Consider the following 21,783-nt stretch of genomic DNA (forward strand, 5'->3'; position numbering starts at 1 on the left):
CTTTTTCCACGGAACGGCGGCCCCCCGCAAGAGAGGAGAGCCCCGCGCCGCCAACATCCCCAGCTAGAGGGCGGAAAGCAGCCTCTGCCGCGTCGGCTCGTCGACGAAGGCCGCCTTGATGGCCGTGCGCGTCATGCCGAGGATCTCATCGTCGCCGAAGCCCATGAGCGTGGAGGCGACCTCGTATTCGCGGGCGAGCGAGGTGTGGAAGAAGGGCGGGTCGTCCGAATTGAGCGTGACGCGCACGCCCGCCGCATGGAGCGCCCTCAGGGGATGGCTCTCGAAATCGGCAAAGACCTTGAGCGCGACGTTCGAGCCGGGGCAGACCTCCAGCACCGTGCCCGCGTCCGCCAGCCGCTTCACGAGGTCGGCGTCCTCGATGGCGCGCACGCCGTGGCTGATGCGCGAGGGGCGGACATGGTCGAGCGCGTCGCGCACGCTGAAGGCGCCGGAGAGCTCGCCGGCATGGATGGTGATGCCGAGGCCGGCGTCGCGGGCGATGTCGAAGGCGCGGGCGAAATCGGCAACGCGGTGCATGCGCTCCTCGCCGGCAAGGTTGAAGCCGGTGACGAGCGGATGCGGCCGGCGTGCGGCATATTCGGCCGCCTTCACCACCCGCTCCGGGCCGAAATGGCGGATGCCGACGATGAGGAGCCGCGTTTCGATGCCGGTCTTCGCCTTTGCCCGCTCCGCGCCCTCGGCAAGGCCGCGCACATAGGCGTCCGCGCCGATGCCGACGGCATCGCCCTGGTCGGGCGAGACGATCAGCTCGCTGTAGATCGCGCCGGCTTCGGCGATTTCCGCAAGATAGGTCTCGGCGAGCAGCGCATAATCCTCCTCCGTGCGGAAGAGGTTGGCGGTCGCGTCGTAGCTCTGAACGAAGCTGGTGAAGTCGTGCCAGGCATATTCGCCGTCCCGGATGAAGGCGGAGGTGTCGACGCCGTAGCGTGCCGCCTGCGCCAGCGCGAGGGCCGGCGGCGTCGCGCCCTCGATATGGCAGTGCAGCTCGGCCTTGGGCATGGTTTTCGTCACAGGAAGCTCCTTCCGTGCGGGCCCGGCGCAATGCCGAGATGGCGGGCGACGGTCTCGCCGATATCGGCGAAGGTGGTGCGGGTCTCGATGAGGCGCGAGCGGATGCCGGGCCCGAAGCTCATGATCGGCACGCGCTCGCGCGTATGGTCGGTGCCGCGCCAGGTGGGATCGCAGCCGTGGTCGGCGGTAAGGATGACGATGTCGCCGGGCTTCAGCTTGCGGTCCACTTCCGGCAGGCGCCGGTCGAAGGCTTCGAGAGCCGCGGCATAGCCAGGAACGTCGCGGCGGTGGCCGTAGAGCATGTCGAAATCGACGAAATTGGTGAAGACGAGGTCGCCGTCCTTCGCCTCGTCCATCACGCGCAGCGTCGCGTCGAAGAGCGCCATGTTGCCGTTCGCCTTGGTGAGCGTGCCGATGCCCTGATGGGCGAAGATGTCGCCGATCTTGCCGACGGCGTGCACCGTGCGGCCGGCTTCCGTCAGCCGGTCGAGGAGGGTCGGCTCGGGCGGCAGCACGGAATAGTCGCGCCGGTTGCCGGTGCGCTCGAAGGTCTGCGGCGTCTCGCCGAGGAAGGGCCGCGCGATGACCCGGCCGATGCGCCCGCCGGGCCGCTCGTCGAGGATTTTCCGCACCGTCTCGCAGAAGGAAAGCAGCCGGTCGAGGCCGAAATGGGTCTCATGCGCGGCGATCTGGAAGACCGAATCGGAGGAGGTGTAGCAGATCGGCTTTCCGGTGCGGATATGCTCCAGCCCGTGGCGGGCGATGATGTCCGTGCCCGAGGCGTGGCAATTGCCGAGGATGCCGGACACATTGCCCTGCCTTACGATCGCCTCCACCAGCTCGGGCTCGAAGGCGTCGCCCTCGGCGGGGAAATAGCCCCAGTCGAAGGTGACGGGCGTTCCGGCGATCTCCCAGTGGCCGGACGGGGTGTCCTTGCCGTTGGAGACCTCGCTTGCCGCCCCGTGATAGCCGAAGACGCGCTGCGGCACGTCCATGCCGGGCGGGAAGCGGCCGGTTGCGGCGCGCGCGGCGTGCAGCAGGCCGAGGGCCGACATGTTGGGCAGTTTCAGCGGCCCCTGCCGGACGCCGGGCCGGTCGGCGGCGCCCGCCGCGCAGAATTCCGCGATATGGCCGAGCGTATCGGCGCCGAGATCGCCGAAGGCGGCCGCATCCGGCCCACCGCCGATGCCGAAGGAATCGAGAACGAAGAGAAAGGCCCGCGCCATGGATCACCTGTCATCTGTCCGCATCCGCGTGACATCGCACAGGCCCTGCGAAGGGTTCAAGGAAAATCGCCGCGCCGGCCGGTCGGCCTCAGCAGCCGCTGCAGGCGATCGCGTCACCCACGCGCTGGCGGAAATAGCTCGTCTTGGAAAGGTTGACCTCGTTGATCTGCGAGCTGAGGCCCGGCGCCATCAGGAGGATGGAATGGGGCACGACCAGCTCCGTGCGCACGATGAAGGTGCTTTTGGCGTCCATGTTCGACGGCAGCGTGACGGCGTCGCCCGAGCCGTAGGGCTTGCCGGCCTTCTGGTCGCGGGACCAGGCGACCGTCGCCTTGCCGTCGGCATCCACCGCGATGCCGGTGATCTTGAGCGAGTAGCCGGTGATCGCATAGGGCGCGAGCACGTTCTTCACGACGTCCTTCATCGTGTCCAGCGTCGCCGCCGTCGTCGTCTTGCTCTGCGTCAGGAGGTCGGAGACGGTGCTTGCCGCCCGGCTGACCTTGCGCGATGTGGCGACGGCGACGGAAATCTCGAAGGCGCCGATATAGGCCATGATGAGAATCGGCGCGACGATGGCGAACTCGATGGCGCCGACGCCGCGGCGATCGTCGACGAAGCGGCGAAGCCGCAGGAGAAGGCCGCCACAGGGCAGCGTCTTTCCGGTCCGTCCGGTTTCGGCAGGAGCGCCCATCACTGGTAATCCTCGTTCTGGACGACGGCCGTCGCGACCATCAGGTAGTTCTGCCGGGAGCCGTCCGCGGAGTGGACGCTGGAGAGCATGGGGCGCACGAGGTCCGTCACCACGTCCCAGCGATAATAGGCGCGCACGATGTTGATCGTCTTCTTGCCGCCGGGCTCGAACTTGAACGACGTGGTGTCGAGGTCGCCGTCGGTGATGGGAACGGCCTTCGGGATCTGCGCATAGGAGGAGAAGCTGCGCACGTCGATCCACAGCTTGTCGGGTTTGGCCGCCTCCGTCGCCGAGCAGGGCATCAGGATCTTGATCTCCTCGCAGAAGGCCTTGCGGAAATCCTCCTTGGACATGGTGGAGGTGATCGCGCCGGTGCGGATCTTGCGCGCCATGGTGTCGGTGGCGTTCGCCAGGAGCTGCTCGCCGGTGAAGGCCACGAAGGTCTCGATGGAGGCGAAGACCATGATGAAGAAAGGCAGCGCAAGAAGCGCGAACTCGATGGCCGCCGAACCGTCGCGGCGGGCGAGGAAACGCTCGCGCAGGTCCTTCATAGGCCGGCGGCGAGGAATTGCGTCATGACCGAGCGACATCGCGATCCATTCCCAAATGCTGGATATGGCGAGATTAGCCGGCAGACCCTTTACATTTCGTGTGCAAGGCAAGGAGGAATTGAACGGTTTCCCGCATCCGGACGCCGAATGCGGGACGGGCCTCAACCGCCGTTGGCGGTCTTGCTGGCATGGACCTCGCAATTCGGCGTGCAGGAGAGCACCGAGCGGTCCGTCTGGCGGAAGACGCGCACCGTGTTGCCTTCGTCGATGGAGACGAGGACGCGCTCGTCGACGATGGCATTGCCGTCGGCATCGAGCAGGACGAGGTTGGTGGTGCCGAAGTTGCGGCCGGTCAGCACGATGGTGTGCGCATCGGCCACCGTCGCGTCGGCGACCTCGGCATTGCCGACGATCACCTTGCTGACCGGACGATCGAGCCTGAGGACGCGCGCATGGTCCATATAGACGCGCATGAACTGTTCCTCGGCGAAGGCCGTGCCTGTTGCCGAAAGGAGGGCAAGTGCGGCTGTCGCAAGCGTTGCTGCCCCAGCAGCGAATGTCCAGTGGCGTCCCATAAACAGTCATCCCGACAATGAATTGGCGATAGCATCGCCGGGAATGGTGAATGAAGGTTTAAAGCAAGGGATCGTATTCCCGTTTCAACCCTGACGCTTATTGGCGGCCAAAAGCCGGGCTATACGCAAAAGCCGCAAAAAACGGGCCGATAAGGCCGAATTGACCGGATGGTAACCATAAATCCGGCCTCTGCCGGTTAGGGTTCCATTAACTGACTTCTTTAAGTCGATGGAAATGGCCTGCCTGTAGGTTGCATCCATCCGAACAACGGAAACAGTTGGCGGACGTGCTGAACCAACATCGTGGAGCTAGGAGAATACCATGACCAAGATTTTCGCTCGCCTTATGAAGGACGAGTCTGGCGCAACCGCCATCGAATACGGCCTGATCGCCGCCCTGATTTCCGTTGCCCTCATCACCGGCGCCACCGCACTCGGCGGCTCGCTGAACGAGACGTTCAGCAAGCTCGGCACCAAGATGACGACCGAAGTGAACAAGACCACGCTGGACTAATTCGCTAGCAGGCAACTGTTTACATTGGAAAGCCGCCTGCGAGGCGGCTTTCTGTCTTTCGCGCATTATCCATTCCGAAACCGATCAGGCGCATCATCTTGGAAAACAGGAGACTGCCGTGACACAGGCCATCATCTTCGTGGTTTTCCCGCTGTGCCTTGCGCTTGCCGCCTGCTCGGACTTCCTGACGATGCTCATCCCCAACCGGGTCTCGGCTATCCTCATCGCCTCTTTCCTCGTCGTCGCGCCGCTCGCGGGCCTAGGCCTCACGGAGATCGCGATGCACCTTGCGGCGGGGGCCGCGGTCTTTGCGGCCTGCTTTGCGCTGTTCGCCATCAACGCCATGGGCGGCGGCGATGCGAAGCTCCTGACGGCGAGCGCCGTCTGGTTCGGCCTCACCTTCTCGCTGGTCGAGTTCCTGATCTACGTGTCCTTCTTCGGCGGCCTCTTGACGCTCGCCATCCTGTCGCTGCGCTCGCACACGAACACGATCCTGGCGAGCGGCCTGCCGGTTCCCCAGCATCTGCTGACCGCCAAGAAGGTGCCCTACGGCATCGCCATCGGCGTTGCGGCCTTTGCGGCCTATCCGTCCTCGCCGCTGATGCTCGCCGTTCTCGGCGGCTGACGTCAACCGGGCGTTAACCATAGCCGTAAGGCGCTTATTAACCATAATTACACCATTGCCGGTCAATCTGGGCGGATAGGAGACTCCGCAGCTCAGGGAAACCACATGAAACCGGCGCGAATCATCATTCTGGCAGTTGCCGTCGTTTCGGCGGGCGTGGCAGGGCTGCTCGCCCTTCAGATCGCGCGCGGCGGCAAGCCGTCGATCGAGATGCAGAAGGTCGTTGAGCGCGAGCCCACCATCAACGTGCTCGTCGCCAAGGAAAGCCTGCCGGTCGGCGCGCGTCTCAATCCGGATGTCGTCGCCTGGGCGCCCTGGCCGCAGGGCTCCATCGTCGAAGGCTTCATCACCGACCAGAACCGGCCCGATGCCGTCGACAAGCTGAACGGCGCCATCGCGCGCATGCCGATCTTCAACGGCGAGCCGATCCGCCAGGAGAAGATCGCCGATTCCTCCAGCCGCATCATGTCCTCGCTGCTGCCGGCCGGCAAACGCGCCGTCGCGACGGAAATCTCCGTCGCCACCGGCGCCGGCGGCTTCATCCTGCCGAACGACCGTGTCGACGTGACCATGGTGCGCAAGAACGGCACCGGCGCCTATCTCACCGAAACCGTGCTCTCCAATGTCCGCGTTCTGGCGATCGACCAGCAGATCCAGGAGAACCCGGACGGCTCCAAGGCCGTCGTCGGCACCACCGCAACCCTCGAGCTCACGCCGGACCAGACCAAGGTGATGGCCGTCGCCCAGCAGATGGCCGAGCGCCTGTCGCTGGCGCTACGCAGCGTCGCCGACGCCCAGGAGCCCGACAACACGGCAGCCGACTACCTGCTTTCCGGCGGCGACGGCTCGCCGGTCGTGCAGGTGATCAAGACCGGCGAGATCGTCACCGGCGCCACGTCCGCAACGCAGAAGTGATCAGGAGCTGACCCCCGTGTTTGGAATCGCAAGGACTTTTCGGGCTTCTGTCGCAGGCGGTGCGAGCTTCTGCCTCGCATTTTCCGGTCTGCCGGCGGCAATCGTCACCGGCGCCCCCGTCTCGGTCGCCGAGGCGGCCACCAGCTCCATCATCCGCATCCAGGAGAGCGGCCCCGGCGCACGCAAGACGCTGAGGCTCGGCCTCAACAAGGCCCTCGTCATTGACCTGCCGAGCGACGCGCACGACATCCTCGTCGCCGATCCGGTCAAGGCGGACGCCGTCACCCGCACCTCGCGGCGCATCTACCTCTTCGGCAAGGAAGTCGGCCAGACCAACATCTTCGTCTTCGGCCCCAATGGCGAGGAGATCGTCAGCATCGACCTCAACGTGGAACGCGACGTGAGCGGGCTTCAGGCGAACCTGCGCCGCTTCATCCCCGATTCCGACATCCAGGTCGAGATCATCTCGGACAACATCGTGCTCAGCGGTTCCGTGCGCACGCCGCAGGATGCCGCGCAGGCGGTGAGCCTTGCGGAAATCTTCCTGAAGGGCGGCGAAGCGACGACCCGCAACATCACGGCGCAGGGCAACAACGGCGATGCGGCCATCTTCGGCGAGGCGCGCCAGAGCTCGCAGGTCGTCAACATGCTGCAGGTCGAGGGTGAGGACCAGGTCACGCTCAAGGTGACGGTCGCCGAAATCCGCCGCGAAGTCCTCAAGCAGCTCGGTTTCGACAACACCTTCAGCCGCGTCGCCGGGGCCTCGGGCTCCAATCTCGACGTCCTGACCTTCAACGCCGCCTCCGCCGGCCTCACCGGCTCGGTCGCCGGCAATATCGGCAAGTTCGGCATCGATATGGCGCTGAGTGCGCTCGAACAGGCCAAGGCGATCCGCACGCTGGCCGAGCCGACGCTGACGGCTGTCTCCGGTCAGTCCGCGACTTTCAATTCCGGCGGCGAGCGCCTCTATACCGTCTCGGACGGCAATGGCGGCTATTCGACGACCACCTACCAGTACGGCATTTCCCTCGGCTTCACGCCGACGGTTCTCTCCTCCGGCCGCATCAGCCTCAGGATCCAGACGAAGGTCTCCGAGCCGACCACGGCGACGGGCGGGGCGGAATACCGCCGGCGCGACGCCGAAACGGTCGTCGAGCTGCCCTCCGGCGGCTCCATCGCGCTTGCCGGCCTCATCCGCGACGACGTGCAGCAGTCGATGAACGGCACGCCAGTCGCCTCGAAGGTGCCGATCCTCGGCGCGCTGTTCCGCCAGAAGTCCATCGAGCGCAACGAGACGGAACTGGTGATCATCGCCACGCCCTATCTCGTCAAGCCGGTGAACCGCAACGCGCTTGCGCGGCCGGACGACAATTTCAACCCGGCCAGCGACGCGGCGAGCGTCTTCCTCGGCCAGGTCAATCAGATCTATGGCCGCAAGAGCGACCTGCCCGCCCAGCGCTACGAAGGCAGCGTGGGCTTCATCTACAAATGATCGGGTGCGACGTGACGAAGGGACGGGCCCAGCCAATGGCAAATGAAATGCACAGCACCAGCAAGACCGGCCGCACCGCCGCGCTCCTGGCGATGGCGGTGGTTGCCGCGCTCGCCGCAGGCTGCGCGAACCCCGACCGCTCGACGACGGGCGCGCTGCCGGACGATTACCGCACGCGCCATCCCATCGTCGTCGGCGAGCAGGAAAAGACGATCGACATCCCGATCGCCACCGGCGCCTCCCGCCTGACCCGCGGCCAGAGCGAGGTGATCGCCGGCTTCGTCGACGGCTATGCGACGGGCGCCTCCGGCATCTTCCGCATCCTCGTTCCGGGCGACGCGCGCAATGCGGCGGCAACCGCCGTGACGAGCCGCGAGATCCGCAGGCTGGTTGCCCGCCGCGGCGTTCCCGCCCGCAAGATCGTCATGGAAAGCTATGTCGCCGGCGATCCGGCGGAGGCAGCGCCCATCCGCCTCAGCTACTACGCGATCACGGCCTCGACGCCGGCCTGCGGCCAGTGGCCGGAGGACCTGGTGGTCAACACGTCCGCCAACAAGAACTACTACAATTTCGGCTGTGCCACGCAGAACAACCTCGCGGCCCAGATCGCCGATCCCAACGACCTCCTCGGTCCGCGGCGCATGACGCCGGCCGACGCCACCCAGCGCGGCAATGCGCTGCAGCGTTACCGCGACGCCTATACCGAACTGAAGGACATGTGACGCCATGAGCACGGTCGACTACACCTTCACCAGCGAGGCCGCGCAGGAGACGGCGGACGAGGCCGTGCGCCCGACCGACCTCGAATCCGTGCGCCCGCTGCCGCGCATCTCCGTCCACGCCTTCTGCGAGAGCGAGGCGATGCTGCGCGCCATGGAGCGCTGCGGGCAGGACCGGCGCATGGCCAAGGTCAGCCTCAAGATATCGAGCGCCAGCATCGCGGCGGCGGCCAACATGTTCGCCTCCGCGCCGACGCCGAACCTCCTCATCCTGGAGACCTCGACCGAGCCGCGCGGCATCATGGAGGAGCTCGCCCCGCTCGCCGAGGTGTGCGATCCCTCCACCAAGGTCATCATCGTCGGTCGCTACAACGACATCCCGCTCTACCGCGAGCTCATCCGCAACGGCATTTCCGAATATATGGTCGGCCCCGTCGGCATGGCCGAGGTGCTGAACGCCATGGCGGCGATCTTCGTCGACCCGGAGGCCGAACCGCTCGGCCGATCGGTCGCCTTCATCGGCGCCAAGGGCGGTGCGGGCTCCTCGACCGTCGCGCACAATTGCGCCTTCGACATTTCCAGCCTCTTCCAGACGGAAGTGATCCTCGCCGACCTCGACCTGCCCTACGGCACGGCCAATATCGATTTTGACCAGGATCCGCCGCAAGGCATTTCCGAGGCGATCTACGCGCCGGACCGGCTCGACGAGGTCTTCCTCGACCGCCTGCTGACGAAGTGCTCCGAGCACCTGTCGCTCCTGGCGGCGCCCTCCATGCTCGACCGCGCCTACGACCTCGAGCGCGGCTCCTTCCAGCCGGTCCTCGAAGTGCTCCAGCGCAGCGCGCCGGTCACGGTCCTCGACGTGCCGCACGCCTGGTCGGAATGGACGCGCACGCTGCTTTCCGAGGTGGACGAGCTGATCATCACCGCCGTGCCGGACCTCGCGAACCTGCGCAACGCCAAGAACATGCTCGACGCGCTGAAGAAGCTGCGGCCGAACGACAAGCCGCCGCACCTCGTCCTCAACCAGGTCGGGATGCCCAAGCGCCCGGAAATCGCGCCCGCCGATTTCTGCGATCCGCTCGGCGTGGAGCCGGTGGCGATCATTCCCTTCGACGCGCAGCTCTTCGGCACGGCGGCCAACAGCGGCCGCATGATCGCGGAGATGGACAAGAAGTCGCCGACCGCGGAGACCTTCTCGCAGATCGCCCATCTGGTGACGGGCCGCGCGACGGTGAAGAAACCCAAGAAGGCCGGGCTCGGCAAGATGCTGGGCCTCCTCGGCCGCAAGTAAGTCCCGGGAGAACCCGGGGGCGATGCAACAGACTGGATGAAACGGCATGTTCGGCAAACGCGGCAATGAAGGTTTCGGCAAGAGCGGCACGGCGGGCCAGGCGCCCGTCGCCATGCCCGCGTCCGCCCCGACCATGACGGTGGAGCGGCCGGCGGCCGCCGCCGCGCCGGCGCAGCCCGTCTTCGAGCCGGCGCCCGCGCCGGTCGCGGCCCCGACGCCGGCTCCCGCCGCGCGCCGCCGCGTGGCCCGCACCGAGGATTACTACGACACGAAGAGCCAGGTCTTTTCCGCGCTCATCGATACGATCGACCTGTCGCAGCTCGCCAAGCTCGATACCGAGAGCGCGCGCGAGGAAATCCGCGACATCGTCAACGACATCATCACGATCAAGAATTTCGCGATGTCGATCTCCGAGCAGGAGGAACTGCTCGACGACATCTGCAACGACGTTCTCGGCTACGGCCCGCTGGAGCCGCTGCTTGCGCGCGACGACATCGCCGACATCATGGTCAACGGCGCGGGCAAGACCTATATCGAAGTCGCCGGCAAGGTGCAGGAATCGGAGATTCGCTTCCGCGACAACGCCCAGCTCCTTTCCATCTGCCAGCGCATCGTCAGCCAGGTCGGCCGCCGCGTCGACGAATCGAGCCCGATCTGCGACGCGCGCCTGCCCGACGGCTCGCGCGTCAACGTCATCGCCCCGCCGCTCGCCATCGACGGCACCGCGCTCACCATCCGAAAGTTCAAGAAGGACAAGCTGACCCTCGACCAGCTCGTCCGCTTCGGCTCGATCACGCCGGAAGGCGCGACGCTTCTCCAGATCATCGGCCGCGTGCGCTGCAACCTCGTCATCTCGGGCGGCACGGGCTCGGGCAAGACGACGCTGCTCAACTGCCTGACGCGCTATATCGACGAGGACGAGCGGGTCATCACCTGCGAGGACTCGGCCGAACTCCAGCTCCAGCAGCCCCATGTGGTGCGCCTTGAAACCCGCCCTCCGAACATCGAGGGCGAGGGCGAGATCACCATGCGCGACCTCATCAAGAACTGCCTGCGCATGCGTCCCGAGCGCATCATCGTCGGCGAAGTGCGCGGACCGGAGGTCTTCGACCTCCTGCAGGCGATGAACACCGGCCACGACGGCTCGATGGGCACGATCCACGCCAACACGCCGCGCGAATGCCTTTCGCGCATGGAGTCCATGATCGCCATGGGCGGCTACACGCTGCCGGCCAAGACCGTGCGCGAGATCATCGCCGGCTCCATCGACGTCATCATCCAGGCCTCGCGCCTGCGCGACGGTTCGCGCCGCATCACCCACATCACCGAAGTGGTCGGCATGGAAGGCGACGTCATCGTCACGCAGGACCTGATGCGCTTCGAGATCCAGGGCGAGGACGCCAACGGCCGCATCGTCGGCCAGCACACGGGCACCGGCATCGGCAAGCCGCATTTCTGGGATCGCGCCCGCTATTTCAATGAGGACAAGCGCCTTGCGGCAACGCTCGACGCGATGGAAAAGCCGTAAGGGCAGATAGGCGCGCGGATGTTCGGGCTGGATATCAACATCGTTGCGATCTTCGCGCTGGCGGTGCTCTCGACCGCGGGCCTCGCCTACGGCCTGCTGTTCTCGCGCATCGAGGCGGAGAAGAAGACGGAAAGCCGCGTGCGCCGCGTGCAGGCCGCCGAGACCGACCAGGGCAAGGCCAAGGCTGCCCGCGACCGCATGCAGGAACTCTCCAAGCGCCGCAAGTCGGTGCAGGATTCGCTGAAGGACCTCGAAAAGAAGCAGCGCGAGCAGACCAAGCGCGTCGCCACCACGATGAAGGCGCGCCTGTCGCAGGCCGGCCTGTCGCTGACCGTCACGAAGTTCTACATCTTCAGCGCGATCTTCGGCCTGTTCGCCTTCGTGCTGACGCTTCTGGCGGGCGCGGGCCTTCTCGTCTCGCTCGGCGCCGCCTTCATCGTCGCGGCGGGGCTGCCGCGCTGGGTCGTCGGCTTCCTCGTCAAGCGGCGGCTCAACAGGTTCCTCGAGGAATTCCCCAACTCGCTCGACGTCATGGTCCGCTCCATCAAGTCGGGCCTGCCGCTCACCGACGCCCTCCGGCTGATCGCCGCCGAGGGACAGGAGCCGGTTCGTTCGGAATTCCGCCGCATCGTCGAGGCCCAGCAGGTCGGTCTCAGCGTGCCGGAGGCCTGCGCGCGCATGTTCACCAACATCCCGCTGCAGGAAGTCAACTTCTTCTCCATCGTCATCGCCATCCAGAGCCAGGCGGGCGGCAACCTCTCCGAAGCGCTCGGCAACCTGTCGCGGGTGCTGCGCGAGCGGCGCAAGATGCGCGCCAAGGTCAACGCGCTGTCGATGGAAGCCAAGGCCTCGGCCGCCATCATCGGCGCGCTGCCCTTCATCGTCGCCTTCCTCGTCTACCTGACCTCGCCGGAATACATCATGGTTCTCTTCCACGATCCGCGCGGGCACCTCATCCTCGGCATCTCCGGCATCTGGATGTCCATCGGCATCCTGGTGATGCGCAACATGATCAACTTCGACATCTAGGGGGCGGCCATGGTTGAAACGCTTACCAATCCGGCCATCCTGCTGCCCGCCTTCGTGATAATCGCGGTGCTGGCGACCTTCTACACGCTGGCGGCGCCCTATTTCGAGCGCGGCGACCTCAACAAGCGCATGAAGGCGGTGGCGCTGGAGCGCGAGCAGATGCGGGCGCGCGAACGGGCGCGCCTCAATGCCGAGGCGAGCCAGAGCAAGGCCTCGCTGCGCGCCCAGCACAACACCTCCGTGCGGCAGGTGGTCGAGCGGCTGAACCTGCGCGAGGCGCTGGTCGACGCCAACACCGTCAACCGCCTGCGGCAGGCCGGCTACCGTTCGCAGAACGCGCTGAACATCTTCCTCTTCGCCCGTTTCGTGCTGCCCTTCGTGTTCCTGGCGCTTGCCGTCTTCTACATCTTCTATCTCGGCTTCCTCGGCGACAAGCCGCTGCCGATGCGCATCCTCGCCACCGTCGTCATCGCCTATATCGGCTTTTATTCGCCGAACATCTTCGTCTCCAACCAGGTGACGAAGCGGCAGAAGTCGATCCGCCGCGCCTGGCCGGATGCGCTCGACCTGATGCTGATCTGCGTGGAATCGGGCATCTCCATCGAGGTCGCCTTCAAGCGCGTCGCCGACGAGATCGCCATGGCCTCCTCCGAGCTTGCCGAGGAGCTGGTGCTGACCACGGCCGAACTCTCCTTCCTGCAGGAGCGCCGGCAGGCCTATGAGAACCTCGGTACGCGCGTCGGCCTCGACACGGTGAAATCGGTGACGCAGGCCCTCATCCAGGCCGAACGCTACGGCACGCCGCTCGCCCAGGCGCTGCGCGTGCTCGCGCAGGAATGCCGCGACCAGCGCATGAACGAGGCCGAGAAGAAGGCCGCCGCCCTGCCGCCGAAGCTGACGGTGCCGATGATCCTGTTCTTCCTGCCGGTGCTCGTCGCCGTCATCCTCGGCCCCGCCGGCATCCAGGTCGCCGACCGCTTCTGAACGAAACCCCATAAGGCATGACGGAAAACGCCCCGGCCGAGGTTTCGGCCGGGGCGTTGGCGTCTTGGGAGGGACGCTTGGAGATCAGTTGGTGTTGTTGTCCTCGGCGGCGAGCTTCTTCCAGGCGTTCTGCTGGCTCAGCATGGCGCGCAGGTAGGCGACGTTCGCCTCGGCCTGCTGGGCGGTCAGCTCCTGCCGGGCGATGGTCTCCGCCTCCTGGAAGCGGCCCTGCAGGCCGACGGCCAGCGCAAGGTTCTGCCGCACGCTGCTGTCGGCGCCGGGTTGCTGGGCGGCCGAGCGCAGGTAGGTCTCGGCCGTCTTCAGGTCGCGCGCCAGAAGATAGGACATGCCGAGGTTGGAGAGCACCGAAGGCTCGTTCGGCTGGATGTCGAGCGCGGCGCGGTAGCGCTGGCGTGCCTCGCTCGAGCGGCCGAGCTGGTCGAGGATCGCCCCTTCGGCCGACTTCAGCCGCCAGTCCGGCCGGTCCGGCGTCTGGGCGCGCAGGATCGTATCGAGCGCCTGCTGGAGCTGGCCGGCGGCGGCCTGCGCCTTGCCGTAGGCTGCCAGCACCTCGCGGTCGTTCGGATTGGCGATGGCGACCTGCTGCATGACGGCGAGCGCCTGGTCGTTGCGCCCGTTCATGCGCAGGACGCTCGCATACTGGATGCCGATATTGCGGTCCTTGGGGTTCTTCTCGTAGGCCTCGCCGATCCGCTCGGCGGCCCCGCGAAGCTGCGTCGCGTTCATGGCGGCCACCGGCTCGGACTTCGGGATGGACCCCGTGGTCATGTTGCTCTTGCCCGCGCAGCCCGCAAGGGACAGGCCGATGAGGAGGCCCGCGCTCGCAAGGAGCGCCGGACGAAGTGACGAACCCTTAGGGCAAGCGGCCATGATCAGTCCCCGAAGCGATTTTCCCGCATGTCGCGGCGGTCAAGGAATCACGCCGCAATCTCCGCTCCAGCAATAATCTGTTAACCCTAACAGAGTGTTAATCGCCTGATTCTCAAGCTCGTCTGCAAAGGTTCCGCCATGGCCCCCTTCCAGTTCATCGACCGGCCCTCTCCCTTCAACACGAAGGGCGGCAAGACGCTGCCGATCTTCGCGATCACGCCGGCCCATATCGAGACCGGGTCGATCGATCCGATCGCCCTCGACTGGGCGAAGAAGGCCGGCTTCAAGGCCGAATCGGGCGCTCTGCTGATGGTGCCGACGGCGGACGGGCATCTGGGCGGCGCGCTCTTCGGCCTCGGCAAGAACCCGTCCGACGCGCCGTTCCTGACGGGCAAGCTCGCCCGCACCCTGCCGGCCGGCGACTGGCACATCGAGACCGCGCCGCTGACGGCCAACCGCCTCGCGCTCGGCTACGGCCTCGGCAGCTACCGCTTCGAGCGCTACAAGGCCGCCGCCGCCGAGGCGCCGACGCTGCTGATCCCGACGGACGCGGACGCCGCCGACATCAAGCGCCAGCTCGCCGGCGTGTTCCTTGCCCGCGACCTCGTCAACACGCCGACCAACGACATGGGCCCGGATGCGCTGGAAGACGTCTTCCGCGCGCTCGGCGAGCACTACAAGGCGAAGGTCTCCGTCATCGCGGGCGACGATCTGCTCAAGGAGAATTTTCCGCTCGTCCACACGGTCGGCCGCGCGGCCGCGCAGGCGCCGCGCCTCCTGGAACTGCGCTGGGGCAAGAAGGGCCACAAGCGCGTGACGCTCGTCGGCAAGGGCGTGACCTTCGACACGGGCGGCCTCGACATCAAGCCCGCCTCTTCCATGCTGCTGATGAAGAAGGACATGGGCGGGGCGGCGAACGTCATGGGCCTCGCCCTGATGATCATGGACGCCAAGCTGAAAGTGGACCTGCGGGTCCTCGTTCCCGTCGTCGAGAATTCCATCTCGGCGAACGCCTTCCGCCCCGGCGACATCTACCGGAGCCGTAAGGGCCTGACCGTGCAGATCGACAACACCGATGCCGAGGGCCGGCTGATCCTTGCCGACGCGCTCGCCTATGCGGACGAGGAGGAAGCGGACCTCATCGTCGACATGGCGACGCTGACGGGTGCGGCGCGCGTCGCGCTCGGCCCGGACCTGCCGCCCTTCTTCACCGACGACGACGACCTTGCGCACGACCTTGCCGAGGCGAGCCTTTCGGTGGACGACCCGATGTGGCGCATGCCGCTCTATGCCGGCTACGACAAGGACGTCTCCGCCCGCATCGCCGACCTCACCAACGCGCCCGCAGGCGGCATGGCCGGCTCGATCACCGCGGCGCTGTTCTTGAAGCGCTTCGTCACGCGCAACCGGCGCTGGGTGCATTTCGACATCTACGCCTGGGCGCAGGCCGAGCGGCCGCATTCGCCGGTCGGCGGCGAGGCGCAGGCGATCCGCGCGCTCTACCACCACCTGCGCAAGGCGACCGCCTGACGGGACGCTTTCCTTCGGACGAACGATACGGTAGCGTAACGACAGCCATTTGCCCGGAGGAGCCGTGCCGGTAGATCTCACCCCATCGCAGGCGCTCGGCCTCTGGCATGAGGTGACGCTGCAGCAGGTCCACGAGGACGGGCGCGACCTGACGCTGCGCCAGCTTGCCATCCTCCTGGAAATATACCTCGTGCCGCCGCCGCATACCGTGCGGGGGCTGGCCGCCAGGCTCGGCGTCACCAAGCCGGTCATCACCCGCGCGCTTGACACGATGGGCGAGCAGGGGCTGGTGACGCGGATGCGCGACGAGCGCGACCGGCGCAACGTCGTCATCAAGCGCACCGTGGACGGCGCGCTCTATCTCGAACGCCTCGGCGACCTCATCATCGCCGGAGGCCGCAAGCTCGCTCCGTGAGAAGACCATGACCGCCTTGCCCGACCGCCGCCTCAATGCCTACCGCCCCGACCTCGCCGAGGAGGCCCTGCGCGGCACCGTCGATGCCGCCCGCTACGTCTCCGGCACGCCGGCAACGGTCTCGGAGCCCGTCGTGCCGCTGCGGCCCCGGCCGGACGAGGCGGCCGGCATCGACACGCAGGTGCTGTTCGGCGAGAGCGTCACCGTGCTCGACCGGGCGGACGGCTGGGCCTGGGTGAAATCCGCCTTCGACGGCTATGTCGGCTATGTCCGCGAGACGGCGCTGGCGTCCGGGACGGGCGCGCCGACCCATGTCGTCGCCGTCCCCCGCACCTTCGCCTATACGGGTGCGGACCTGCGCAACCCCGCCGCCTTCGCCCTGTCGATCGGAAGCCGGCTAACGGTCGTCGGCGAGAGCGAGACGCGCGGGACGCGCTACCTCACGCTGGAGTGCGGCCGGTCGGTCGTTGCCGGCCATTGCCTGCCGGTCGGCGCGCCGGCGAGCGAGGATTACGTCTCCGTCGCCTCCCGCTTCATCGAGACGCCCTATCTGTGGGGCGGGCGCTCGGGCTTCGGGATCGACTGCTCGGCCCTGGTGCAGCTTTCCATGATGATGACGGGCCGCACGGCGCCGCGCGATTCCGACATGCAGGCCGCCGGCCTCGGCGCGCCCGTCGAACGGAGCGAGCTGCGTCGCGGCGACCTCGTCTTCTGGAAGGGGCATGTGGCGATCATGGAGGACGGGGCGACCATCGTCCACGCCAACGGCCACACGATGAGCGTGGCGCGCGAGAACCTCGACGCCGCCATCGCGCGCATCGGCTGGCTCTACGAGCAGCCGACGGGCTATCGCCGGCCCTGAACGTCTCAGTAACCCGCGCTGCGGTCGACGAGATATTCCAGCGGCTTGCCGCTTTCCAGCCGCTCGATCTGCTCGCCGACATGGCGGAAGAGCGCCCCGACGTCGGAGGCGGCCGCGGCATGCGGCGTCAGGAACGCCTTGTCCATCGACCAGAGCGGGCTTTCGAGCGGCAGCGGCTCCTGCTCGAAGACGTCGAGCGAGGCGCCGTGCAGCGTGCCGTCGTTGAGGCTCGCGACGATGTCGGCCTCCACCTGGCTGCCGCCCCGCCCGCCGTTGACGAAGACCGGCGCGCCGAAGGGGCCCTTGCAGGAAAGGCGGGTGAAGATGCCCGTGTTGAAGATGCCCTTCGTTTCCGGCGTCAGTGGCAGCAGGCCGACGAGGATGTCGGTCTTCGCCAGGAAGGCGTCGAGCCCGTTTTCATCATAGGTCTCAAAACCCTCGACCTTGCGGCCGCTCTTCGACCAGCCGATGACGTTGAAGCCGAGCGTCTTCAGCTTGGCCGCCGCATCCTGCCCGAGCACGCCGAAGCCCATGATGCCGACGGTGAACTCCTTCGCCTCCGGCTGGGCGAGCTCGCGCCAGACGCGCTTTTGCCGCTGCGCCTCGTAGGCCCGGTGCTGGCGCAGGTGCAGGAGGCATTGCAGGGCGACCCACTCGCTCATGCGCGTCGTCAGGGAGGGATCGACGAAGCGCACCAGCGGCACGTCCGGCAGGCCGGGCAGCGTCAGCACATGGTCGACGCCCGCGCCGCCGGAAAAGACGACCTTCAGGTCCTTCGCCCGGGAGAAGAGGTCGGCGCCCGGCTTCCAGACCACGGCATAGTCGATGCCGGAAAGGTCGCGGTTGCGGCTTGCCGGATGGAGGAGGTTGATCACCTCGCGGTCCGGGAAGGCGCCCTTGAGGGCGGCGGCGACCTGTTCCTGGTCGAATTTGAGATCGATGATGACCGGGCTTTTCGTCGGCATGCTGGTTCCTGCTGCTATTGGCTGATCGTCTCGCTGCGGACGGCTTCGAGGTTGAAGGCGGCGGCCATCAGGGCCTTCGTATAGGCTTCGCCCGGCCGCTCGATGATGTCGTTTGCCGGTCCCTTCTCCACCACGCGCCCGCTGCGCATGACGATGATGTCGTTGGCGAGCGCGCGGACCACCTTGAGGTCGTGGCTGATGAAGAGATAGGCGAGGTTATGCTTCGCCTGAAGGTCGCGCAGGAGCTCGACGACCTGCGCCTGCACGCTCATGTCGAGCGCGGAGGTCGGCTCGTCCAGCATGACGAATTCGGGCTTCAGCACCATGGCGCGGGCGATCGCGATGCGCTGGCGCTGGCCGCCGGAGAATTCGTGCGGGTAGCGCCACCGCGTCGTGGGGTCGAGGCCGGTCTCCTCCAGCGCGGCGGCGACGCGATGGTCGCGCTCGGCCTCGGAAAGCGACGGCTCGTGGATCTTGAGGCCCTCCGCGACGATGTCGGCGACGGACATGCGCGGGGAGAGCGAGCCGTAGGGGTCCTGGAAGACGATCTGCATGCGCCGGCGCAGCGGCCGCATCTCGGCGAAGGTGCGCCCGGCGATGTCCTGCCCGACGAAGGCGATGCGGCCCTTCGACGAGATGAGCCGCGTCAGCGCAAGGCCGAGCGTCGTCTTGCCGGAGCCCGATTCGCCGACGACGCCGAGCGTATGGCCGGCGCGCAGCTTGAGGTCGATGCCGTCGACGGCCTTCACATGGTCCACCACGCGGCGGAGAAAACCGGCCTTGATCGGGAACCAGACCTTCACGTCCTCCGCCTCGATGACGACGGGCTGGCTGTCGTCGGCGGGCCGCGGCGCGCCCTTCGGCTCGGCGGCGAGCAGGTGGCGCGTATAGGCGTGCTGCGGGTTGGTGAAGATCTCCTCGACCGGCCCGGTCTCGACGATCTGCCCCCTGGTCATCACGCAGACCCGGTCGGCGAACTTGCGCACGATGCCGAGGTCGTGGGTGATGAAGAGCATGGACATGCCGTGCTCTTCCTTGAGGTTCTTCAGGAGTTCGAGGATCTGCGCCTGCACGGTGACGTCGAGCGCCGTGGTCGGCTCGTCGGCGATCAGCAGCTCAGGCCGGTTGGCGAGCGCCATCGCGATCATCACGCGCTGGCGCTGGCCGCCGGACAGCTCGTGCGGATAGGCGGCAAGCCGCTTTTCCGGCTCACGGATGCCGACCTGGTTGAGCAGTTCGAGGATTTTCACGCGTGCGGCGGGACCCTCGATGTCCTGGTGCAGCTTCAGGATCTCGCCGATCTGCCGCTCGATGGAGTGCAGCGGGTTGAGCGAGGTCATCGGCTCCTGGAAGATCATGGTGATGTCGTTGCCGCGCACCGTGCGCAGCTCCGCATCCGAGGCTTTCAGGAGGTCCTTGCCGTTGAAGTGTATCTCGCCGGAGGGATGGCTCGCGGCGGGATAGGGCAGGAGCTTCAGGATCGAGTTCGCCGTCACCGACTTGCCGGAGCCCGATTCGCCGACCAGCGCCACGACCTCGCCGCGCCGGATGTCGAAGGAGACGCGGTCGACGGCGAGCGACGTGTTGCCGCCCTGGTGGAAGGCGACGGAGAGGTCGCGGACGGAGAGGATGGTTTCGGGAGCGCTCACCGGAAGGTCTTCCTCGGATCGAAGGCGTCGCGCGTCGCCTCGCCGACGAAGATCAGCAGCGACAGCATGAGGGACATGACGACGAAGGCGGTAAGGCCGAGCCACGGCGCCTGGAGGTTCTCCTTGCCCTGCGCGATCAGCTCGCCGAGCGACGGCGAGCCCGGCGGCATGCCGAAGCCGAGGAAATCGAGCGAGGTCAGCGTGGTGATCGAGCCGGAGAGGATGAAGGGCAGGAAGGTGAGGGTGGCGACCATCGCGTTCGGCAAGAGGTGCCGCGTCATGATCGTCGCATTGCCGACGCCGAGCGCGCGCGCCGCCCTGACATATTCGAAGTTGCGTGCGCGCAAAAATTCCGCGCGCACCACGCCGACGAAGCCGACCCAGGAGAAGAGCAGCATGATGCCGAGCAGGATCCAGAAGCCGGGCGGCAGGATGGCGGCGATGATGAGGAGGATGTAGAGCACCGGCATCGAGGACCATATCTCGATGAAGCGCTGCATCAGGAGGTCCGTCCAGCCGCCGAAATAGCCCTGCACGGCGCCGGCCGAAACCCCGACGACCGCCGAGCAGATCGTCAGCGCCAGGCCGAAGAGCACCGAGATACGGAAGCCGTAGATGACGCGGGCGAGAACGTCGCGCGCCTGGTCATCGGTGCCCAGCCAGTTGAGGTTGTGCCAGTTGCAGTTGGGATCCGCCGCCCCGTTCGGATAGCCGGCGCAACGCTCTTCTCCGCCCATCAGCCAGAAGGGCGGCGTCGGTGCGGAATGGGGGATGTTGGAATTGGTGGTGCTGTAGGAATAGCGGATCGGCGGCCAGATCATCCAGCCGTTCGCCTCGATCTCGTCGGTGATGAAATCGGAGCGGTAGTCGGTCTCGGCGAGGAACCCGCCGAACTTTTCCTCCGGATAGTCGATCACGACGGGAAAGAGCAGCTCGCCCTTGTAGGAGGCGAGGATCGGCCGGTCGTTGGCGATGAACTCGGCAAAGAGGCTGAGGACGAAGATGACGAGGAAGATCCACAGCGACCAGTAGCCGCGCCGGTTCGCCCGGAAATTCTCCCAGCGCCGCCTGTTGGTCGGCGAGAGCAGGCCCTTCCTCGGCGGGGCGGCGGGGGTCGTGTCCGTGACGGCGCTCATCAGATGTCCCTCCGCTCGAAGTCGATGCGCGGGTCGACCCAGGTATAGATGAGGTCGGAGACGAGGGAGACGACGAGGCCCATCAGCGAGAAGATGAAGAGCGTGGCGAAGACGATCGGATAGTCGCGCCGGACGATGGAATCGTAGCCGAGCCGGCCGAGCCCGTCGAGCGAGAAGATATATTCGATGAGCAGCGAGCCGGTGAAGAAGGCCGAGATGAAGGCGCCCGGAAAACCGGCGATGATGATCAGCATGGCGTTGCGGAAGACATGGCGGTAGAGCACCTGGCTCTCGGTGAGGCCTTTCGCGCGCGCCGTCGTCACATACTGCTTCTTGATCTCGTCGATGAAGGAGTTCTTCGTCAGAAGCGTCGTCGTCGCGAAGGCGGAGAGCAGCAGCGTGATCAGCGGCAGCGTCATGTGCCACATGTAGTCGAGCGGCTTCTGCCACCAGGAGAGGCTGTCGAAATTGTCCGAGACGATGCCGCGCAGCGGGAACCAGTCGAGGAACGAGCCGCCGGCGAAGAGGACGATCAGAAGGATGCCGAAGAGGAAGCTCGGCACGGCATAGCCGACGATGATGATGCCGGAGGTCCACACGTCGAAGGCCGAGCCGTCCTTCACCGCCTTCTTGATGCCGAGCGGAATGGAGATGGCATAGGAGAAGATGAGGATCCACACGCCGAGCGAGATGGAGACCGGCATCTTCTGCGCGATGAGGTCGACCACCGACGTGTTGCGGAAGAAGCTCTCGCCGAAGTCGAAGCGCATATAGTCCCACATCATCGTCAGGAAGCGCTCGAGCGGCGGCTTGTCGAAGCCGAACTGCTTTTCCAGCTTGGCGATGAATTCCGGGTCGAGGCCGCGCGCGCCGCGATAAGCGCCGTCGCCTCCGGTCTCCTGCGTCATGTCCGTGCCGCCGGAGAGCCGGTCGCCGGAGCCCTGGCTGGTGAGGTCGGCGATGACCTGCTCGACGGGGCCGCCCGGTGCGAACTGCACGATGGCGAAGGAGATCGCCATGATGCCGAAGATCGTCGGGATCATCAGCAGCAGGCGGCGCAGGATATAGGCGCCCATCAGCGCCCGCCCGCCGGCGCGTGCCGCCGGTCTTTCCGTCTTGGCCCAGTCCTGTCGGTCAAGCCCAACCCTTCCGTTCTGCCG

General features: G+C 66.5%; 22 protein-coding genes. 12 read left to right on the plus strand and 10 right to left on the minus strand.

From position 1 onward, the window contains the following. Window positions 1-63: 63 nt before the first annotated feature. The 5 genes from ACZ5TO_RS17535 to ACZ5TO_RS17555 form a co-directional block, all read right to left on the minus strand. The gene (locus ACZ5TO_RS17535) at window positions 64-1,020 is read right to left on the minus strand and encodes an adenosine deaminase (RefSeq protein ID WP_464800418.1); all 957 of its coding nucleotides are present in this window, start codon (window positions 1,018-1,020) and stop codon (window positions 64-66) included. Between the two features lie 8 nt (window positions 1,021-1,028). Beyond that, window positions 1,029-2,258, minus strand: a complete 1,230-nt coding sequence (locus tag ACZ5TO_RS17540) for a phosphopentomutase (protein ID WP_464799003.1) — start codon at window positions 2,256-2,258, stop codon at window positions 1,029-1,031. 88 nt (window positions 2,259-2,346) lie between these two features. Then, window positions 2,347-2,949: a TadE/TadG family type IV pilus assembly protein gene (locus ACZ5TO_RS17545; RefSeq protein ID WP_464799004.1), complete on the minus strand. Its 603-nt coding sequence runs from the start codon at window positions 2,947-2,949 to the stop codon at window positions 2,347-2,349. Continuing rightward, window positions 2,949-3,539 (minus strand): TadE/TadG family type IV pilus assembly protein, encoded by a 591-nt coding sequence (locus tag ACZ5TO_RS17550; RefSeq protein WP_464799005.1) that lies wholly within the window; start codon window positions 3,537-3,539, stop codon window positions 2,949-2,951. Before ACZ5TO_RS17550 ends, ACZ5TO_RS17545 begins: the two co-directional genes overlap by 1 nt. Window positions 3,540-3,661: 122 nt before the next feature. Further along, window positions 3,662-4,075: a pilus assembly protein N-terminal domain-containing protein gene (locus ACZ5TO_RS17555; protein ID WP_184144395.1), complete on the minus strand. Its 414-nt coding sequence runs from the start codon at window positions 4,073-4,075 to the stop codon at window positions 3,662-3,664. Between the two features lie 322 nt (window positions 4,076-4,397). On the opposite strand from ACZ5TO_RS17555, the gene ACZ5TO_RS17560 reads away from it, so the two are divergent. From ACZ5TO_RS17560 to ACZ5TO_RS17600, 9 genes are all read left to right on the plus strand, one after another. Beyond that, a complete protein-coding gene (locus ACZ5TO_RS17560; protein WP_464799006.1) occupies window positions 4,398-4,589 on the plus strand; it encodes a Flp family type IVb pilin in 192 nt (63 codons plus the stop codon). Window positions 4,590-4,707: 118 nt separating this feature from the next. Then, window positions 4,708-5,214 (plus strand): prepilin peptidase, encoded by a 507-nt coding sequence (locus tag ACZ5TO_RS17565; RefSeq protein ID WP_184144397.1) that lies wholly within the window; start codon window positions 4,708-4,710, stop codon window positions 5,212-5,214. 105 nt (window positions 5,215-5,319) lie between these two features. Beyond that, the gene (gene cpaB / locus ACZ5TO_RS17570) at window positions 5,320-6,129 is read left to right on the plus strand and encodes a Flp pilus assembly protein CpaB (RefSeq protein ID WP_184144398.1); all 810 of its coding nucleotides are present in this window, start codon (window positions 5,320-5,322) and stop codon (window positions 6,127-6,129) included. 16 nt (window positions 6,130-6,145) lie between these two features. Next, window positions 6,146-7,621: a type II and III secretion system protein family protein gene (locus ACZ5TO_RS17575; protein ID WP_184144399.1), complete on the plus strand. Its 1,476-nt coding sequence runs from the start codon at window positions 6,146-6,148 to the stop codon at window positions 7,619-7,621. 47 nt (window positions 7,622-7,668) lie between these two features. After that, the gene (locus ACZ5TO_RS17580; protein WP_246434291.1) at window positions 7,669-8,343 is read left to right on the plus strand and encodes a CpaD family pilus assembly protein; all 675 of its coding nucleotides are present in this window, start codon (window positions 7,669-7,671) and stop codon (window positions 8,341-8,343) included. Between the two features lie 4 nt (window positions 8,344-8,347). Next, window positions 8,348-9,634, plus strand: a complete 1,287-nt coding sequence (locus ACZ5TO_RS17585) for an AAA family ATPase (RefSeq protein WP_184144401.1) — start codon at window positions 8,348-8,350, stop codon at window positions 9,632-9,634. A gap of 46 nt (window positions 9,635-9,680) precedes the next feature. Continuing rightward, complete coding sequence (locus ACZ5TO_RS17590) at window positions 9,681-11,162, plus strand: CpaF family protein (protein WP_184144402.1); 1,482 nt, start codon at window positions 9,681-9,683, stop codon at window positions 11,160-11,162. Window positions 11,163-11,180: 18 nt separating this feature from the next. Beyond that, complete coding sequence (locus ACZ5TO_RS17595; RefSeq protein ID WP_184144403.1) at window positions 11,181-12,191, plus strand: type II secretion system F family protein; 1,011 nt, start codon at window positions 11,181-11,183, stop codon at window positions 12,189-12,191. 9 nt (window positions 12,192-12,200) lie between these two features. Then, window positions 12,201-13,175 carry a type II secretion system F family protein gene (locus ACZ5TO_RS17600; protein ID WP_184144404.1) on the plus strand — a complete coding sequence of 325 codons (975 nt, stop codon included), beginning with the start codon at window positions 12,201-12,203 and terminating at the stop codon, window positions 13,173-13,175. Window positions 13,176-13,259: 84 nt separating this feature from the next. Here ACZ5TO_RS17600 and ACZ5TO_RS17605 read toward each other — a convergent pair whose 3' ends face one another. After that, a complete protein-coding gene (locus ACZ5TO_RS17605) occupies window positions 13,260-13,964 on the minus strand; it encodes a tetratricopeptide repeat protein (RefSeq protein ID WP_380779297.1) in 705 nt (234 codons plus the stop codon). A gap of 240 nt (window positions 13,965-14,204) precedes the next feature. Between ACZ5TO_RS17605 and ACZ5TO_RS17610 the strand changes: the two genes are divergently transcribed. The 3 genes from ACZ5TO_RS17610 to ACZ5TO_RS17620 all read left to right on the plus strand — a co-directional run bounded on the left by ACZ5TO_RS17610 (window position 14,205) and on the right by ACZ5TO_RS17620 (window position 16,873). Continuing rightward, window positions 14,205-15,596, plus strand: a complete 1,392-nt coding sequence (locus tag ACZ5TO_RS17610; protein ID WP_184144406.1) for a leucyl aminopeptidase family protein — start codon at window positions 14,205-14,207, stop codon at window positions 15,594-15,596. A gap of 64 nt (window positions 15,597-15,660) precedes the next feature. Then, complete coding sequence (locus tag ACZ5TO_RS17615) at window positions 15,661-16,011, plus strand: MarR family transcriptional regulator (protein WP_184144407.1); 351 nt, start codon at window positions 15,661-15,663, stop codon at window positions 16,009-16,011. A 7-nt stretch (window positions 16,012-16,018) separates the two neighbouring features. After that, window positions 16,019-16,873 carry a C40 family peptidase gene (locus ACZ5TO_RS17620; protein ID WP_464799007.1) on the plus strand — a complete coding sequence of 285 codons (855 nt, stop codon included), beginning with the start codon at window positions 16,019-16,021 and terminating at the stop codon, window positions 16,871-16,873. A gap of 5 nt (window positions 16,874-16,878) precedes the next feature. Here ACZ5TO_RS17620 and ACZ5TO_RS17625 read toward each other — a convergent pair whose 3' ends face one another. Genes ACZ5TO_RS17625 through ACZ5TO_RS17640 form a run of 4 tightly spaced genes read right to left on the minus strand, consistent with a single transcriptional unit; the run spans window position 16,879 to window position 21,699 of the window. Further along, on the minus strand, window positions 16,879-17,838 hold the full coding sequence (locus tag ACZ5TO_RS17625) for a 2-hydroxyacid dehydrogenase (RefSeq protein WP_464799008.1): 960 nt from the start codon (window positions 17,836-17,838) through the stop codon (window positions 16,879-16,881). Between the two features lie 14 nt (window positions 17,839-17,852). Next, window positions 17,853-19,487: an ABC transporter ATP-binding protein gene (locus ACZ5TO_RS17630; protein ID WP_464799009.1), complete on the minus strand. Its 1,635-nt coding sequence runs from the start codon at window positions 19,485-19,487 to the stop codon at window positions 17,853-17,855. After that, window positions 19,484-20,623, minus strand: a complete 1,140-nt coding sequence (locus tag ACZ5TO_RS17635) for an ABC transporter permease (RefSeq protein WP_464799010.1) — start codon at window positions 20,621-20,623, stop codon at window positions 19,484-19,486. The genes ACZ5TO_RS17630 and ACZ5TO_RS17635 overlap by 4 nt, the downstream gene beginning before the upstream one ends. Next, the gene (locus tag ACZ5TO_RS17640) at window positions 20,623-21,699 is read right to left on the minus strand and encodes a microcin C ABC transporter permease YejB (protein ID WP_464799011.1); all 1,077 of its coding nucleotides are present in this window, start codon (window positions 21,697-21,699) and stop codon (window positions 20,623-20,625) included. The genes ACZ5TO_RS17635 and ACZ5TO_RS17640 overlap by 1 nt, the downstream gene beginning before the upstream one ends. Window positions 21,700-21,783: the final 84 nt, after the last annotated feature.

It is taken from the genome of Shinella sp. Sh6 (genome assembly GCF_055392685.1).